Source organism: Kribbella sp. CA-245084, assembly GCF_050942355.1.
Lineage (GTDB): Bacteria > Actinomycetota > Actinomycetes > Propionibacteriales > Kribbellaceae > Kribbella.
On sequence record NZ_CP192053.1, the window covers coordinates 3,369,220 to 3,384,967 of the forward strand.

Below are 15,748 nucleotides of genomic sequence, written 5' to 3' on the forward strand. Positions count from 1 at the left end.
GTTGAATCGTGTACTGTGATCGACATGCACCGGATGTTCCGACTTGCCGCAGCCGTACGAGCTTCCCGCTCCCCGGCTGCCGCTGCCTGACATCTTCGAAACTCCCACCGGCGACCGGAAACGGTTCGCCGGTGTTGTTGTTTCTGAGCCCGGTGGTCTGATTCCGGTCCGATCTGAACAAGGACCCCGAAATGACCATCAGCAGGACTTTCATCGACTTCTTCATCGACCGCGACCACGTCCCGACCACCGGGTCCACGCTCATCCCGCGGCAGGGTGATCCGGTGCTCTTCACGACCTCCGGGATGCATCCGCTCACGCCGTACCTGGAAGGCGAGCCGCATCCACTGGGGCGCAGACTCGTGGGCATCCAGCGATGCCTGCGAACCACCGATCTCGACGAGGTGGGGGATCCGACCCACCTGACCGTGTTCGAGATGCTGGGCTCGTGGTCGCTCGGCGACTACGGGAGCAGCGAGACGCTGAAGTGGGGCTACGAGCTGCTCACCACCCGCTTCGGCCTCGACCCGCGGCGGATGTACGTGACTGTGTTCGGCGGTGACGAGCAGGTGCCGCTGGACCAGGAATCGCTGCGGACCTGGCAGGAGCTCGGCTTGCCGATCGAGCTGACCATCGAGGACAACTGGTGGTCGAACGGCCCGACCGGTCCGTGCGGCCCTGACTCGGAGATCTTCGTCTGGACCGGCGACGGCGAGCCGGAGGGTACGCCGACCACTGACGACCGCTGGGTCGAGGTGTGGAACCACGTGATGATGCGTTACCGCCGGCTCGACGACAGCTCGCTGGAGCCGCTCAAGCAGCAGAACATCGACACGGGCCTCGGCCTCGAGCGGCTGACGATGCTGCTCGAGGGCAAGCGGTCGGTGTACGAGACCTCGCTGTTCGAGCCCTGGATGCGGACGATCCCGAAGCTGTGGAAGCTCGACGAGCGGTCACAGCGGATCGTGATCGACCATCTGCGCTCCAGCATCGTGATCGTCGGCGACGGCGTGTACCCGTCGAACACGGGCCGCGGGTACGTGCTGCGCCGGCTGATCCGCCGGATGCTGACCACGCTGTGGCGCGACGACGACTCACGGTCGCTGTCCGACGTGCCGATCGACCTGTTCGAGCACACGCTGAACCATTTCCACCAGGGCGAGACGGTGACGCTGATCCGGCGGATCCTGATCGACGAGGAGATCCGGTTCAGCAACCTGCTCGACCGCGGCCGGAAGGTGCTCAGCCACGAGCGGTTCCACAAGTCGCTCGACGACACCGACTACGAGTACCTGCACGAGACCCACGGTCTGCCGCGGGAGTTGGTGGACTCGCTCAGATGACCGGATCCAGTACGTCGGTGCGGGGAGCGCCAGAACCAGGATCAGAATCCGGGATCTCCGGCGAGGCGACCTTCCCGACCGACGACTGGGCCACGAACGCGCCGACGAGCACGATCACGCCGCCGATGATCTGGTTGGTCCGCAGCGTCTCGCCGAGCAGGATCAACGCGAAGATGCACGCCGCCACGACCTCGACATACGCGACCGCGCCGGCGATCGCCGCGGACAGGCGCTGCACCGCGGCCGCGCCGGCCAGGTAGGCGACGACCGTACTCACGAGGATCAGCCAGGCGGCCATCAGCCAGCCGGGTGCGTGCCGGTGGCCGATCGCGATCGAGTCGACGAGCACGTGCCACGGCGTACCCCATGGTGCGGCGATCAAGGTGAGTACGACGGCACCGACCACGCTGCCGGCCGCGGTCATCACCAGCGGATCCGCGGCGCCGGTCAGCTTGTCGATCAGGATGAAGTACGTCGCCTGGCACGCGGCCGCGCCGAGTCCGGCGAGCAGACCGATCGGGTCGATCTGCAGGCCGGTCCAGATCTCGGCCACTGTCGCGAGGCCGACGACCGCGATGCTGACGCCGATCGCGGCCGATCGCGGTACGGCGACCTTCTGCCCGAACTTCAGCCAGGCGACCACCAGGATCGGGCCGGAGAACTCGAGCATCAGCGCGACCCCGACCGGCAGCCGGCTCGCCGCGAGGAAGAACAGCGTCTGGCAGCCTGCGATGCCCGTCAGGCCGTACAGCACGAGCGCCTTCCAGGATGCCCTCGCCGCCCGCAGCCCGGCCCGGCCGCGGAACGCCAGCACGAGCGGGACGAGTACGACGGCGGCGCCGAGGATGCGCAGCCAGGCCGCCTGCTCAGGCGTGAACCCGGCCCCGATCAGCGCTTTGGCGAACGGTCCCGAGCCGCCGAACGTGATCGCGGAGAAGATCGCGAACCCCAACCCCACCGACTTCGTGCTGTACATGGGCATAACGGTCTCATGCTCATTACAGGACTGTCGAGCCAGATCTCACAGGATGTTCACCGCCCGAGCCGCCACCACCGCGATCGTCAGCAAGGAGATGAGTGATTGGGCGCCCATCAGCGTCTTGGTGCGTGCGGTCAGCGGCATCGTGTCGGTCGGGCTGAACGCGGTTGCCGCGGTCAGCGACACGAACAGGTAATCGGTGAATCCGGGCAGCCAGCGCTCCCAGCCGGGCAGGTCGACGGTCAGCTGCGGGAACAGCAGGTCGACCCGCTCCTCCTTGCGGACGTGCTCGGGCGCCCGCGCGAACGGCCCGCCGCGGTCGACCTCCCAGTACCAGACCGCGAACGCGACGACGTTGGTCACCCAGATCACGACGGCGCCCTTCACCAGGACGTCGCCGTTGTTGGCGGAGCCATGGTTCAGGAAGTAGATCAGTCCGCCGAGGTACACCGCGTTGGCGACCACCAGCAGGCCGATGAGCACCAGCGCGACCCAGCGCAGCCAGGGCTCGTCCCGGGACAGGTGGAACGGGTTCATCCACACCAGCGGCAGCAGGAGCAGCAGCCCGAGGCTCGGCAACAACCATTGCGGCAGCACGTTGATCTGTGTCGGCACGAGCACCTGCAGGATCAGCGCCGCGCACACCGCCAGGGACGCCGGCCATCGCCGGATGTGACGCATGGTCGGCGCTGGAGCTTTCTGAACCTTGTTCACCCCCGCATTCTGTCTCCGATGCCGTGCTATCCGACGGAGGCGTCGACGACGGCCTGTCCAACCTCGGTACGCCGGTAGTGGACCTGATGGCCTGTACGACGCCGTGTGGCGAGCCCGGCGTCGTACAGAGCGGAGAGATGTTCGGCCACCGTTGCCAGCGCGAGGCCGTATTGGTTGGCGAGGGCGCTGGTGGTCGCCGGTGGGTCGAGTGCGACGAGGAGGGTGGCGCGGGTGCGGCCGAGGAGGCGGGCCAGCGGGTCCGGGGGAGCGGGTGCGTCGGACCAGAGCCGGGCGGCGCCGCGGGCCGGGTAGACGAGGGTCGGGTGGTACGCCGGGTCGGCGACGATGACGAGGTACGGCCAGGCGAAGACTCCGGGCACGAGGAGCAGGCCCTGGCCGGTGAGGTCGCGGTCCTCGGAGCGGTACCGGGTGGCGATCAGGCGGTCGTCTTCCCAGGCGAGCGTGGGGTGCAGGTCGTCGAACAGGCCGGCGAGGCCGCCGTCGGTGAGTTGCTGACCGCGGTACGCGATGTCGTCCTCGAGGACGCGGCTGATCAGCGGCCAGTCGGGCTTGATCAGGGTCTCCCAGGCGCCCTCGATCTCGTCCGCGAGCCGTTCACGCGTTCCGGCGAGATCCTCGAGCATCTTGTCGATCTCGGGCGCGGCCGGGTTCTTCAGCTCGTCCCGCGAGCGGATCAGTTCCGTCCGCACCGTCTCGAGCGGGGTACTGCGCACGCGGGCGATCTCGGTCGCGAACTTGGCGCGGGACGCCTTGGGCGGCGGTGTCAGGAAGTCCGGCGTGAATCCGACCCGCGGCTGCACCGCCTTCAGCCCGCGCAGCTCGAGCGCGCTCGCGGCTTCGCGGTTCGCGTCGATCCAGTCGCCGTACAGCGGGCGGTGCTTCGACCCGTTGAGCACTCGTACTGCGGACATCGTCTCCCACAGCGGCGACGCCCCGAACCGGCAGCGCAGGGCATCCGCCTGCGTGAACCGCAGTACGGTCATGAGCGCGAACTTTCGGCCACAACCAAAACTCTACGCCGGACGGGCGGCGGTCGTGCACCCTCTCGGCGTGAGGTCCTACGGAGCTGTCCTGAGCGTTCCCGGTATGCGGGCAGTGTATGCAGCGCACACGGTCTCGATGCTGGGTACGGTCGCGGCGCAGGTCGCGCTCTCGATCCTGGTCTTCGAGCGCACCGGGTCGCCGTTACTGTCGGCACTCGTCCTGGCGTGCTCGTTCCTGCCGTACGCCGTGGGCGGCGTCCTGCTGTCATCGGTCGCGGACCGGTTCCCGGCGCGGAGGGTGCTGGTGGTCTGTGATCTGCTGAGCGCTGCCTGCGTGGCCGCCATGCTGCTGCCCGGGATGCCGGTTGCGGGACTGCTCGGCTTGCTGCTGGGGACCGGGATCATCGCCCCGCTGTTCGCCGGGGCGCGGGCGGCGAGCTTGGCGCACCTGCTGCCGGGTGATCTGTTCCCGATCGGGAGATCGTTGCTCCGGGCAATCAGTCAGGTAGCAGTGCTGAGCGGCTTCGCTCTCGGCGGGATCGCGGTCGCGCTGATCGGCGCGAACTGGCTGCTGGCTCTCGATGCGGCGAGCTTCGTCGCATCCGCCGTCCTGATCGGTGCGGGGACGCCGTACACCCCGCCGGGTGAGCGGAAGAGCAACACGGTCCGGGACTCGTGGTCCGGGCTGCAACTGCTGTTCGGCAACGCGAAGCTTCGCTACCTCATCCTGCTGACCTGGGTGGCCCCGGCGTTCTCCTCGGTGCCGGACGGACTGGCCGTTGCCTATACCGCTCAGGTCGGCACCGCTGCCGCCGCTGCCAGTGTGCTGTTCACCGGCTATGCGGTCGGCTCCGTTCTCGGCGAGCTCGTCGTCGCGCGGTTTCCCCCTTCCGCGCGGCGACGGCTCGTCGTCCCACTCCTGCTCACGAGCCAGCTGCCCGCGATCGCCTTCCTGGCCGAGCCGTCGGTCCCGGTCGCGGCCGTCCTGCTCGCGATCGCCGGCGCCGGCTACGCGTTCAACCAGGGCATCGACCCGCTGATCCTGGAGTCGGTCGATCCGTCGTACCGCGGCCGCCTGTTCACTGTCCAGACCAGCGGCCTGATGGCAATCCAGGGCGTCAGCATCGCCCTGGCCGGCGTCGTCGGCTCATTCCTGGCGCCAAACCTCACGATCGCCGCGGCAGGCATCCTCGGCACGGCGACCACCCTCCTGATCGCCCGTCAGGCCCTCACCACGGAGCGACGTCGTCCAGTGAGCCAGGTCCTCTGAAGACGCCGGTCGGGCCGTCTGTCGGCAGCATTGCGAGGGCGACCGGGACGGCTGCTCCGTCTGTCACAGTGCGCTCGCCGCGCGGGACTGAGGCCTGCGAGTTGAGGTCGGTCGGGACGAGGCCGGGGGTTGCGGCGTTCACCTTGATGCCGTCGGCACGGAGGGCGCTGGCGTAGACGAGGGTGAGCGCGTTGAGGGCTGCCTTCGAGGAGCTGTAGGCGAGCAGGCCTTGGGTGGCGAGGCGGCCGTCCAGTTCGGAGAGGAGATTGACGGAGCCGAGACCGCTGGACATGTTCACGATCCGCGCGTTCGGCGACCGTCGTAGCATCGGTACGAAGGCGTGGATCGCGGACACGACTCCGAACACATTGACGTCGTACGCCGCGCGTACCTGGTCGGCGGTGATGTCCGCGACCGACGTACCCCACTCGGCGACGATGCCGGCGTTGTTCACCAGCACGTCCAGCCGGCCGGAGTCAGCCTCGACCTGCTTCGCGGCCGCGTCGACCGACTCCACGTCCGCGACATCGAGCTGCACGAACCGTACGTCGAGACCCTCGTCCTTGAGCTCTGCCGCGGCGGCCGAGCCCAGCTCCGGGTTGCGTGCCGCCAGATAGACCGTGAGTCCGCGCCGGCCGAGTTGCCTGACGATCTCGCGGCCGATGCCTTTGTTTCCGCCCGTCACCAGGGCGACTTCGTTCTGATTCATGTGTCCAGTTGAGCCCGGACCAACCGCCGCGGACCAACACCGATCAGGTGGTCCGCCATACCCTGGAGGTATGCCGGAACCTGAGATCCGCGAACTGCGGTACTTCCGCGCGGTCGCCGAGGACCTGAACATCACCCGCGCCGCCGAGCGGCTGGGGATCGCCCAGCCGCCGCTGTCGCGCGCGATGCGCCAGCTCGAGCACCGCCTCGGCGTCGACCTCTTCGACCGCTCGGGCCAACGCCTCGAGCTGACCGACGCGGGGGAGACGCTGCTCAAAGAGTCCGGGCCGGTGCTCGACGCGTTGGATTCCGCCGTACGGCGGACGCAGCGGGCGGGGCAGTCGTCGCGGGGACTCGTGGTGACGGCGAAGCCCGGCGTCGCGACCGAGCTGCTGCATCGGATCGTCTCCGAGCTCCGCGGCGAGTTTCCGGGGATCGAGGTTGTGGTGAGTGGGTTCGGGGAGCAGGCGGACATGGTGCGGGACGGGCGGGCGGATGTGGCGTTGGTGAGTCGCCCGTTCGATGATCCCGGGCTGGAGATGGAGGAGTTGTACACGGAGCCTCGGGTGGCCGCGTTGCCTGCGGGGCATGAGCTGGCCGGGCGTGAGGTGCTGGTGGCGGAGGATCTGGCCGGGATTCCGGCGCCGCGGTGGAGTCGATCCAATGTTGCCGAGCGCAACTACTGGTCGGCACGGCCGGACGATCCGGTCGAGGGGCCGATCGTGCAGGACTCGTCGCAGTTGCTCGAGGTGGTCGCGTTCGGGCAGGCGGTCGCGCTGGTGCCGCAGTCGATGGCCGAGCGCAACATCCGCCCGGACGTCGTCTATCGACCAGTGACCGACGTCGAGGCCTACCGGATGTTCGTCGTCTGGCCCGCCGGCAGCCGCTCGAAGGAGCTCGCGCGCTTCGTCGAGGCAGCAATCAGACACTCGAGCCAGGAAGAGGCTTAAAGAAAAGAAAGAACGAGGGCTATTCGGAAGTTCTGTGTCAGTCCGCGCCGTGGAAGCGCGGTGGGACCGTGGGAAGAGCTTGAAGACCAGAGAAGACGAGATGCTTCGCTGTCCGGTCCGGGGTTGGCTTGCGCCGCCAAGTCGTGCTCGTGCTTGGAGCAGGCCCCGACACCATCCGGATCCGGTGTCGGGTTCGTCGAGTCGTGGGTTCTGGCGATATTTTGCAGCCGCTGTCCACGACTCGGCGTACTGGCCCGGGGCCCTTCTCCACGACTCGGCGAACGGGCCGGCCGGAGTTGCCGCTGGAGTCGGGCACTCCGCCGAATCCGTTTCCCTGCGGCTTCATCCGAGACTTCTGAATAGCCCTCTACTTCTCCTTCCCTTCATTAGGCACTCGAGCGGACGACCAGTGGTGCGGTGACTAGTCGTCCGGGTGTGTCCGGTTCGCCGCTGATCTCCTGTAGGGCACGGTCGAACAGGCAGGTGGCGATGTCCCGTAACGGGATCCGGGCGGTTGTCAGCGGGGTGTCGAGCATGCTCGCGAACGGGAAGTCGTTGAACCCGGTGACCGCGACGTCCGCGCCGATCGCGATCCCGCGACGCTGCAGCGACCGCATCGCCACGACCGCGAATGCGTCGTTGTCCGCGACGAAGACATCTGGTGCCGCGGACTCCTCGACGTACGCCGCCACGGCCTCGAGCGTTGCGAACGATCGCACCACCGTTGACGGGAACTCCCGGACGAAACCGGCCTGCCGCTGATGCACCCACGGCAGCGAGCTGTCGGTCGCGAGGTACACGGCGCGCTCCCGGCCGGTCGATCGCAGGTGCTGCGCGATACCGGCCATCGACGTCTCGTTGTCCACGTCGACCCAGCACTGTCGCTGCGTCGGCCCGGTCCGCCCGAACGCGACGAACGGGAAGCGCCGCTGGCTCAAGAACTCGATCCGCTCGTCGTGCGGCATCGTCTCCAGGACGACGATCGCATCCACCTGCCGAGCCGCGATCAGCTTCTCGTACAGCGCGATCTCGGTGGCGCCTTCGACCGGTGTCGCAACATGCACGCCGTACCCCGACAACGCCGCCGACTTCACCAGGCCGCCGAGCAAGCCGTGCAGGAAGCCGCCGAGGCCTGGGTTCTCCTCGTCCTCGAAGTACAGCGGGAGTCCGATCACCTGACTGCGTCCGGACGAGAGCGCGCGGGCCGCGTGGTTCGGGGTGTACCCGAGCTGCTCGATCGCGGCGCGCACGGTCTGGACCGTCGGCGGTGCCACGCGATGCGGTGCGTTCAGGACGTTCGACACCGTCATCGCCGACACCCCGGCAAGCTTTGCCACGTCCGCAACAGTTGTTCGCTTCAATCGATCCCCCTCAGATCCGTACGATCCGGGCCACCCCGCCGACCGGTACGTCGATCGCCCACAGCCCTGTCGGTGTCGTGGTGGTGCGATTGACCTCGACGCCGGCGCAGTCCGACACTACGAGCTCGACCGGCCGATCCTCGGCACCTTCGACGTAGATCCTGCCGTCGGCGCCGCCGTTCACGACCAGCGTGCACGGATCCGATACCCGCACGACGGGGTTGGCGAACACGGCGACCACAGTCTCCGACGTTCCGACCGCACGTACCTGCGTGTAGCGCGCGTCCGCACGAGACGGCAGCAGTACGCCGTGCAGCAGCGTGTCGGCGTGATCGCGCATGAACCCGAGCCAATGCCGCACAACCTGCTCGTGCTCCGGCGACAACGCGTCGAGCTCCATCGACACCTGCGGCGTACTGAACAAGGCACCGATGAATTGCTGTGCGACGTTCTCCACCGACGCTTGTGGATGCCACAGGAGCATGTCGGAGTGCACCGCGCGATCGCCGGCCAAGAGTCGGCAGTCGACCGTGCGGACGCGGTTCTCCACCGGGTCGAGCGCGCAGTCGCCGGCCCGCAAGAACGTGCCGAACTGCCAGAGCCGCGGGTGCACGTAGTCCTGCCGGAACTCGATCAGTACGTCGGCCCGCAATCGGCGCAGCTCGTCCGTCACGTCCTGCAGGAACCGTTCCACACCTTCGTCGACCGAGGTGCAATCGCCATCTGGTGCCGGGGGTACGTCGTCGCGTGCCCAGGAATCGATGAAGTCCAGCTTGAGTCCGTCAACTCCCCAGTCCCGGACCGGCCGCACACAACACTCGACGAGGTGCTCCCGAACCTCCGGGTATCGCGGGTCGAGCACCGCGGTCACCTCGCCATCAGCAAAGCCCAGCGTGCGATCCTTCAATCGGTCCCACGCCTTCGAGTGCACCCCGATCAGCGGCGGCGCGAGCCACAGCACGTACCGCTGGCCGAGCTCGTGCACCCGCCGTACGTGCTCCGCCATGTCGGGGAACGTCTGACTGGTCGGCTCCCAGTCGCCGCAGTACGCGTACCCGCGCCGCGTGTCGTCGGTCTGCCAGCCGTCGTCGACGATCACCGCGGTGCAGCCGTACGCCGCTCCCGCGCGGGCGTGCCGCTCCACCGACTCGGCCGACACGTGCTGGTGGTCGCTGTACCAGGTCGAGTACATCGCGGTCCGCGCAACCTCCGGGACGGCGGCGATCCGGTTGCCGAGCTCGGCTGTCCACTCGTCCGTCACGCCGCGCAGCGCCTCGGCGAAGTGCCGGGGGCGGGTGTCGATCCGGAGGGTGAATGCTTCGTCCTCGACGTCTGTGACGGTCAGCTCGATCAGCTGCTCGGCCGTCTCCTCGTTGACTCCCACCGCGAAGTCGCACACGCGAACGCTTGCCGACAAGGAGATTGTCAACAATGCGCGGTCCTGTGCGTCGACAAGCGCCGCGACCGGGGCCGAGCGGACCGAGCGGATCTCGCAATGTGAGCCCCAGTCGGTCGGCAGGTTCCGCCGGGAGTCCTGCGTCGCCCGCCAGAGCGTGATTGCCTCCTCGGCAGGCCACGTCCACCGCAACGTCACTGCGCCGGCGGACGCCTCGCCCGGCAGGGCCGACGGGGCCGGTGTGAGGCGCACCTCGTAGGACTGCACTCCGGGCTCCGAGGCCGGCCCGGGCGCGAGCGTGCCGGGGCCGGTGAGGGTGCCGGTGCGCTGCGTGCGGCCGTCGGGGGAGCGCAGGTCGAAAGTCGTCACGAGCTGGACTATAGCGGTAAAACCAGACTCCAAGAAGGTATTGACGGAATTGGCCGCCGTCTCTAGTTTTAGCGCTAATATCCGATTCTCCGAGGAGTCGTCGTGCTGACCCTGACGTCCAGCAGTACCTACGTCGAGGACGCCTTCGCGTGGGCTCGCAAGCGGGCTCTGGACTGGGTGCAGACCGGCACCGGGAACCTGCCGTCGTACTGGGCCGGCTACCCGTCCCGGCCGATGTTCTACTCGCGCGACGTCTGCCACCAGGCGGCCGGCGCGCACCTGCTCGGCCTCGACGCGGAGAACTTCGCGATGTTCCGGCACTTCGCCCGCTCCGCGACGCCGGCGCGGAAGTGGTTCCCGATCTGGGCGTTCCACTTCGACGGGCGGATCGCCGCCCTCGACTACCACGACGACGAGCACTTCGTCCGGGAGATCCCCGCGGTGTTCGACCTGACCTACCGGGCGCTGGAGCAATACGACTGGACCGGTGACCGCCGCTGGATCGACGACCCCGACCTGGCGGCGTACTACCGGCACAGCGTCGGCGAGTTCGTCGAAGCACACGATGCCGACGGCGACGGCATCCCCGAAGCCGGCGGTACCGCGGACATCTTCCTCGGCACCGCCACCTACAACGAGCGGGAGGCGCCGCTCTTCGTCGCGGGCGACGGCCTCGCCACGCAGTACGCCGTACTCCGCAAGCTCGGCCGTCACGCCGAGGCGGACCGGATCCAAGCCACGTATGGCAAATGGTGGAACGGCGACCACTTCGCCCGGGGCATCACCAAGGACGGACTGGACTTCGACTGGGGACTGGAGTCACACACGCTGGTCCCGTTGTTCGGGCTGAGCGGCGACGAACGTTTCCTCGATTACCTCGAGGGCCAGATGGAGTCCCATCCGCCGCTCAACATCGAGTCGTTCAGCTATTGGCCCGAGTTCTTGTTCAAGTACGGCCGGGACGAGTCCGCCTGGCGCTGGACCAAGCATCTGATCGACAGTCGCGACGACTACCCGGAGATCTCGTTCACCGTCGTCGAGCACCTCGTCGCCGGCCTGCTCGGGATACGCCCGGACGCACCGAACGCCGGCCTCTCGATCACGTCCCACCTGCCCACAGAGATCGACGATCTGATTGTCGACAATCTCCCGATCGGCGCGTGGACAATCCGAATCCACCAAGAAAGCCGCCACGCGACCGAAGTCACCGTGCACAGCGGAGCCGCTCCGCTCACCGTGACCGTCGGCTCCGAGACCCACTCCGTCGAACCCGGCAGCACCGTCCGGGTTACCCAGCCCAAGGACCCCTCATGAAGAAACTCATCCCCGCCGCACTCGCGCTCCTGCTGGCCGCCGGTTGTGCGACCGGTAATGCACCCGCATCCACCAAGGACTCCGGCACCGCGGAGATCAGCTTCTCCTTCTGGGGGACGAACTCCGAAGCCGCGTCGCTGAAGGCGATCGCCGCCGCCTTCGAGAAGGCGAACCCAGGCACCAAGGTGACCACCAACTGGATCCAGTCGGACTACGAGCAGAAGCTGCAGACCTCGATCGCGGCCGGCACCCAGTCGACGGTGATGGAGATCAGCAACACCAGCCTGGCCGGGTTCGCGCCCAGCTTCGCCGAGCAGACCGTTGACCCCGGCAAGTACGTGCAGCCGAACATTTCGTCCGCGATGCAGTACCAGGACAAGTACTACGCGATGCCGTTCGCGGCCAAGCCCAAGGTGATGGCGATCAACACCGACGCGTTCAAGGCCGCCGGCGTACCGTTGCCCAGCGCAACCACACCGTTGAGCCTCGACGAGTTCAAGACGATCGCCGCCAAGCTGTCCCACGGCGACGGCAAGGCCCGCGTCTACGGTTCCAGCAACCTCTGGTACCGCGGCTGGCTGACCGCCGCGGGCGGCGGCTACTACAACGCGGACGCGACCCAGTGCACCTTCGGCGACGGCACCGGCGTACAGACAGCGCAGTACGTCGTCGACATGCAGAAGAACCGCTACGCGCCGACGTCGACCGACATCCAGGGCCAGGACCAGGCGCAGTGGTTCGCGGCCGGCCGGCTCGCGACGTTCAGCGACTTCGGGCCGTGGACGGTCGCCGACTTCGCCAAGATCAGCAAGCCGAACTGGACGCTGGTCCCGGTGCCGGGCAAGGGATTCCCGATGGAGGTCGACGGGCTCGGGATCGCGAAGAACGCGAGCGGCAAGCAGCTCGAGACCGCGAAGAAGTTCGTCGAGTTCGCCAGTACCCAGCAGGTCGCTCAGGACCAGCTGATCCAGGGCAACACGGCGCTCGGCGTACCGATCATCGCGGCCTCGACACCGACGCTGGAGAAGGTGCTGCCGGCCGAGCGCAACCTGGCCGCGTTCACCACCGCGCTGAAGTCGGGCATCGTCGGCGTCTCGGTCGCCAAGGAAGCGCAACTCTCCGGTGACGCCGAGAAGGGCATGACCAGTTACACCGCGCTCGGCACCGGCAAGGACGACGTCGCGAAGATCCTGCCGCAGCTCGCGGAGAAGTGCACGCAGGCCCTGAAGAAATGAACCCCACCATCGGCTGGATCCGCGACCTGGCGGCGTCGTGGGGTGTCCCTGACGCTCTCGTGCCACTGGTCCCGTTCCTGCTCCTGCTGATCGTCCTGTACGCCGTCATCGGACTGGCGGCGTACGGGGCGCGGCGGCGGTGGCCGCGGGCCGACAAGACGATCGCGTTCTGGCTGTTCGTCTCGCCGTGGCTGATCGGGTTCTGCCTGTTCACGCTCGGGCCGATGGCGTCGTCGATCTACGTCAGCCTGACCTCATGGGACCTGATCACCCCGCCGCAATTCGTTGGCCTCTCCAACTACACCGAGGCCTTCAAGGATCCCCAGGTCGCGCAGGCACTGAAGGTCACCCTCCTGTACGCCGTGATCAGCGTTCCACTGCAGACCGCGCTGGCGTTCCTGGTCGCCCTGCTGCTCAACAGCGATCTCCCGGGCATGCGGTTCTTCCGGACAGTCTGGTACCTGCCTTCGCTCGTCTCGGGTGTCGCGCAAATGGTGCTGTTCCTGTGGGTGTTCAACCCGCAGTACGGACTGGCGAACGACGTACTCGCGCACTTCGGCATCCAAGGACCGGGCTGGTTCAACGACTCGTCGTGGGCACTGCCGACGGTGATCCTGATGAGCCTGTGGACGGTCGGCGGTGCGATGGTGATCTACCTGGCCGGGCTGAAGGACGTGCCGCAGAACCTGTACGAGGCGGCGGCGCTGGACGGTGCGGGCGCCGTACGACAGTTCTGGCATGTGACGCTGCCGCAGTTGTCGCCGATCATCCTGTTCAACGCGCTGACCGGCATCATCGGCTCGCTGCAGATCTTCACCCAGGGCTTCATCGCGAACGGCGGCCCGAAGGACTCGCTGCTGTTCTTCGTCTACTACCTCTACGACAACGCGTTCCAGAACTTCCGGATGGGCTACGCGTCCGCGCTGGCGTGGATCCTGTTCGTCGTGATCCTCGCGCTGACCGCGGTCACGCTCCGCGGGAGCGCGTTCGCCGTGTACTACGAGACCGAGCTCGGCCGGAAGCGGAGGCGTCGATGACTGCAGTCGCAGAACCTTTGGTCGTGCGTGCGGACCGGCCGGTGTGGCGCCGCAACCTCACGCTCACCGTCGTCCTCTACGTCGTGCTCGCACTCGGGTCGCTGGTGTTCGTCTACCCGTTCCTGTGGATGATCGCGACCTCGTTGCGATCGCTCGCCGGAGTCGGCAGTTCGGGCGCGAGCGTCGTACCGCACGAGCTTCTGTGGGACAACTACCGGAGGGCGGTGACGTCGTTCCCGTTCTGGCGGTACGCGTTGAACTCGGTGCTGACCACGCTGATCCCGATCGTCGGGACCGTCTTCTCCTGCTCGCTCGCCGGGTTCGCGTTCGCGCGGCTTCGGGTGCGATTCGCCGGTGTGCTGTTCGCCGTCGTCCTCGCGACGATGCTGCTGCCGGGGGAGGTGACGATGGTGCCGCAGTTCATGCTGTTCAACAACCTCGGCATGGTCGACACGCTGTACCCGCTGATCCTGCCGGCGTTCTTCGGGTCGCCGTTCTACATCTTCCTGTTCCGGCAGTTCTTCGCGCGGATGCCGTCCGAGCTGGCCGACGCGGCGGTCGTCGACGGGTGCGGCTGGTTCAAGACGTTCTGGCTGGTCTACCTGCCGCTGGCCCGGCCGGCTGTGGTTGCGGTCTCGATCCTGTTGTTCATGGGCTACTGGAACAACTTCCTCGGCCCGGCGATCTACATCAACTCCGACAAGTGGAAGACCCTGCCGCTGGCCCTGGCCGGCTTCCAGTCCGTGAACGGCACCGACACGCCGTTGCTGATGGCAACGTCTGTGCTGATCACGCTCCCGTGCCTGCTGATCTTCTTCGTGGCCCAGAAGCAGATCACCAACGGCATCACGTTCAGTGGTGGTAAGTAAGCCCGGCCGCGGCCGGGCGGTAGGACGGGAGCGCGTCGGCGAGGGTGGCGTAGTGGTCGAGGGGGCGGTCGGAGCGGGTGGCCCGGATCAGGTCGGCGAACCATTGGCCGGCGCCGGATGTCCGCAGCCAGCCGCCGTTCTCGACGGCGAGGTCGTGGGCGTCGGCGAAGATGTCGAGGGCCGCCGCTTCCATCCGGGAGACCCGGCGCAGGTCGACCACCAGCCGCGGGAGCTTGGTGGTGATCACGTGCCGGAGCTCGCCGGCGAACGTCGGCAGCGCGACGAGGTCGATCGCACCGGCGACGCGGACGATCGCGCACGAGCCGACGGCACTCCAGCTGCAGACGAAAGGCCCGCTCACATCAGCCGGCTGACGGACGGAGCGGACCACCTGAGGTTTTGGGACTGGCTTCATGCGTCACCGGTACCCGCGCGCTAACCGCATTACTCAGGACATGGGTTCGGCGCGCAGTGTGCTCCAGGCCGCGCGGACGTGGCTGCGCATCACCGATTCGGCCCAGTCCGGATCTCCGGCGGTGAGCGCCGAGACCAGCTCGTGGTGGTGCGCGAGGCTGCGCCGGAGTGCCTCGGGGGAGTAGCGGGTGAAGGTCCGCCAGACCAGCGGGACCTGCACGACCGACGCGATCACGGCGGTCAGCCGGCTGTTGTCCGCGGCCTCGAGGATCGCGCCGTGGAACCGGTTGTTCAGCTCGGTCAGCCGGTCGACATCGGTCGGCCGCCCGTCGGGTGCCACGCGGTCCATTGCGTCGGCGAGCTCGGTCAGCATCGTCAGGTCGGCGCGCCCGGAGGTGGCCGCGAGCCGACAACCCCACGGCTCCATCACCGACCGCAGGCTGAAGATCTCGTCCAGGTCGCGCACGCTCCAGACCTGGACCTGCACGCCGCGGTTGCGCTCGTACCGGACCAGCCCCTCGGCGGTGAGCCGGCGTAGCGCCTCCCGGACGGGGGTCCGGCTGACGCCGAACGCCTCGGCCAGCTCGCCCTCGCGCAGCCACTCGCCGCCGTCCCGCCGCCCGGTCAGGATCTGCTCGCGGATCAGCCGGTACGCCTCGTCGGCGGCATGCCCGTTGTCGGCCGCGCGGATGGTCTCTTCCATGGTGAGCGTCACCGTACCGCGAGCCCTTATCGTATGCAATCCATTGACGGCCTGAGCGTATCGGCGTAGCTTCTCGGCCAGC

At 67.8% G+C, this 15,748-nt stretch carries 15 protein-coding genes; 7 read left to right on the forward strand and 8 right to left on the reverse strand.

Going from position 1 to position 15,748, the window contains the following annotated elements:
* The first annotated feature begins 191 nt into the window (after window positions 1–191).
* The gene (locus tag ACQPYH_RS16190; protein ID WP_432892151.1) at window positions 192–1,343 is read left to right on the forward strand and encodes an alanine--tRNA ligase-related protein; all 1,152 of its coding nucleotides are present in this window, start codon (window positions 192–194) and stop codon (window positions 1,341–1,343) included.
* Here ACQPYH_RS16190 and ACQPYH_RS16195 read toward each other — a convergent pair.
* Genes ACQPYH_RS16195 through ACQPYH_RS16205 form a run of 3 tightly spaced genes read right to left on the reverse strand, consistent with a single transcriptional unit; the run spans window position 1,336 to window position 4,040 of the window.
* A complete protein-coding gene (locus ACQPYH_RS16195) occupies window positions 1,336–2,319 on the reverse strand; it encodes an EamA family transporter (protein ID WP_432892153.1) in 984 nt (327 codons plus the stop codon). The two genes, ACQPYH_RS16190 and ACQPYH_RS16195, sit on opposite strands and share 8 nt — an antisense overlap.
* A 45-nt stretch (window positions 2,320–2,364) precedes the next feature.
* Window positions 2,365–3,036, reverse strand: coding sequence for a hypothetical protein (locus ACQPYH_RS16200; RefSeq protein WP_432892154.1), 672 nt, complete (start codon window positions 3,034–3,036; stop codon window positions 2,365–2,367).
* A gap of 26 nt (window positions 3,037–3,062) precedes the next feature.
* Window positions 3,063–4,040 carry a DUF5937 family protein gene (locus ACQPYH_RS16205; protein ID WP_432892156.1) on the reverse strand — a complete coding sequence of 326 codons (978 nt, stop codon included), beginning with the start codon at window positions 4,038–4,040 and terminating at the stop codon, window positions 3,063–3,065.
* A gap of 103 nt (window positions 4,041–4,143) precedes the next feature.
* Here ACQPYH_RS16205 and ACQPYH_RS16210 point away from each other — a divergent pair, with 103 nt between their 5' ends.
* On the forward strand, window positions 4,144–5,310 hold the full coding sequence (locus ACQPYH_RS16210) for an MFS transporter (RefSeq protein WP_432892157.1): 1,167 nt from the start codon (window positions 4,144–4,146) through the stop codon (window positions 5,308–5,310).
* Here the strand turns inward: ACQPYH_RS16210 and ACQPYH_RS16215 are convergent.
* Window positions 5,270–6,019 (reverse strand): SDR family oxidoreductase, encoded by a 750-nt coding sequence (locus ACQPYH_RS16215; RefSeq protein WP_432892159.1) that lies wholly within the window; start codon window positions 6,017–6,019, stop codon window positions 5,270–5,272. The two genes, ACQPYH_RS16210 and ACQPYH_RS16215, sit on opposite strands and share 41 nt — an antisense overlap.
* Window positions 6,020–6,089: 70 nt before the next feature.
* Here ACQPYH_RS16215 and ACQPYH_RS16220 point away from each other — a divergent pair, with 70 nt between their 5' ends.
* Entirely contained in the window at window positions 6,090–6,968 is an 879-nt protein-coding gene (locus ACQPYH_RS16220; protein WP_432892160.1) for a LysR family transcriptional regulator, read from the forward strand.
* 386 nt (window positions 6,969–7,354) lie between these two features.
* Here ACQPYH_RS16220 and ACQPYH_RS16225 read toward each other — a convergent pair whose 3' ends face one another.
* Window positions 7,355–8,305 (reverse strand): LacI family DNA-binding transcriptional regulator, encoded by a 951-nt coding sequence (locus ACQPYH_RS16225; RefSeq protein WP_432892161.1) that lies wholly within the window; start codon window positions 8,303–8,305, stop codon window positions 7,355–7,357.
* Between the two features lie 34 nt (window positions 8,306–8,339).
* Window positions 8,340–10,094 (reverse strand): glycoside hydrolase family 36 protein, encoded by a 1,755-nt coding sequence (locus ACQPYH_RS16230; protein WP_432892163.1) that lies wholly within the window; start codon window positions 10,092–10,094, stop codon window positions 8,340–8,342.
* 102 nt (window positions 10,095–10,196) lie between these two features.
* Here ACQPYH_RS16230 and ACQPYH_RS16235 point away from each other — a divergent pair, with 102 nt between their 5' ends.
* From ACQPYH_RS16235 to ACQPYH_RS16250, 4 genes are read left to right on the forward strand one after another with little or no spacing between them, the layout of a single operon-like run.
* Window positions 10,197–11,408 (forward strand): hypothetical protein, encoded by a 1,212-nt coding sequence (locus tag ACQPYH_RS16235; protein WP_432892165.1) that lies wholly within the window; start codon window positions 10,197–10,199, stop codon window positions 11,406–11,408.
* Window positions 11,405–12,643 (forward strand): extracellular solute-binding protein, encoded by a 1,239-nt coding sequence (locus tag ACQPYH_RS16240; RefSeq protein ID WP_432892167.1) that lies wholly within the window; start codon window positions 11,405–11,407, stop codon window positions 12,641–12,643. Before ACQPYH_RS16235 ends, ACQPYH_RS16240 begins: the two co-directional genes overlap by 4 nt.
* On the forward strand, window positions 12,640–13,680 hold the full coding sequence (locus tag ACQPYH_RS16245; protein WP_432892168.1) for a carbohydrate ABC transporter permease: 1,041 nt from the start codon (window positions 12,640–12,642) through the stop codon (window positions 13,678–13,680). Before ACQPYH_RS16240 ends, ACQPYH_RS16245 begins: the two co-directional genes overlap by 4 nt.
* Window positions 13,677–14,549, forward strand: a complete 873-nt coding sequence (locus ACQPYH_RS16250) for a carbohydrate ABC transporter permease (protein ID WP_432892169.1) — start codon at window positions 13,677–13,679, stop codon at window positions 14,547–14,549. The genes ACQPYH_RS16245 and ACQPYH_RS16250 overlap by 4 nt, the downstream gene beginning before the upstream one ends.
* Here ACQPYH_RS16250 and ACQPYH_RS16255 read toward each other — a convergent pair.
* Both ACQPYH_RS16255 and ACQPYH_RS16260 read right to left on the reverse strand, forming a co-directional pair.
* Complete coding sequence (locus tag ACQPYH_RS16255) at window positions 14,533–14,964, reverse strand: STAS domain-containing protein (RefSeq protein ID WP_432892170.1); 432 nt, start codon at window positions 14,962–14,964, stop codon at window positions 14,533–14,535. The genes ACQPYH_RS16250 and ACQPYH_RS16255 overlap by 17 nt on opposite strands.
* Window positions 14,965–14,997: 33 nt before the next feature.
* Complete coding sequence (locus tag ACQPYH_RS16260) at window positions 14,998–15,666, reverse strand: GntR family transcriptional regulator (RefSeq protein WP_432892172.1); 669 nt, start codon at window positions 15,664–15,666, stop codon at window positions 14,998–15,000.
* Between the last annotated feature and the right edge of the window lie 82 nt (window positions 15,667–15,748).

Coding starts and splice junctions, on each gene's coding strand:
- ACQPYH_RS16250 (WP_432892169.1), top strand. CDS start 13,677: ATGACTGCAGTCGCAGAACCTTTGGTCGTGCGTGCGGACCGGCCGGTG.
- ACQPYH_RS16215 (WP_432892159.1), bottom strand. CDS start 6,019: ATGAATCAGAACGAAGTCGCCCTGGTGACGGGCGGAAACAAAGGCATC.
- ACQPYH_RS16195 (WP_432892153.1), bottom strand. CDS start 2,319: ATGTACAGCACGAAGTCGGTGGGGTTGGGGTTCGCGATCTTCTCCGCG.
- ACQPYH_RS16190 (WP_432892151.1), top strand. CDS start 192: ATGACCATCAGCAGGACTTTCATCGACTTCTTCATCGACCGCGACCAC.
- ACQPYH_RS16205 (WP_432892156.1), bottom strand. CDS start 4,040: ATGACCGTACTGCGGTTCACGCAGGCGGATGCCCTGCGCTGCCGGTTC.
- ACQPYH_RS16245 (WP_432892168.1), top strand. CDS start 12,640: ATGAACCCCACCATCGGCTGGATCCGCGACCTGGCGGCGTCGTGGGGT.
- ACQPYH_RS16255 (WP_432892170.1), bottom strand. CDS start 14,964: ATGAAGCCAGTCCCAAAACCTCAGGTGGTCCGCTCCGTCCGTCAGCCG.
- ACQPYH_RS16220 (WP_432892160.1), top strand. CDS start 6,090: ATGCCGGAACCTGAGATCCGCGAACTGCGGTACTTCCGCGCGGTCGCC.
- ACQPYH_RS16210 (WP_432892157.1), top strand. CDS start 4,144: ATGCGGGCAGTGTATGCAGCGCACACGGTCTCGATGCTGGGTACGGTC.
- ACQPYH_RS16240 (WP_432892167.1), top strand. CDS start 11,405: ATGAAGAAACTCATCCCCGCCGCACTCGCGCTCCTGCTGGCCGCCGGT.
- ACQPYH_RS16260 (WP_432892172.1), bottom strand. CDS start 15,666: ATGGAAGAGACCATCCGCGCGGCCGACAACGGGCATGCCGCCGACGAG.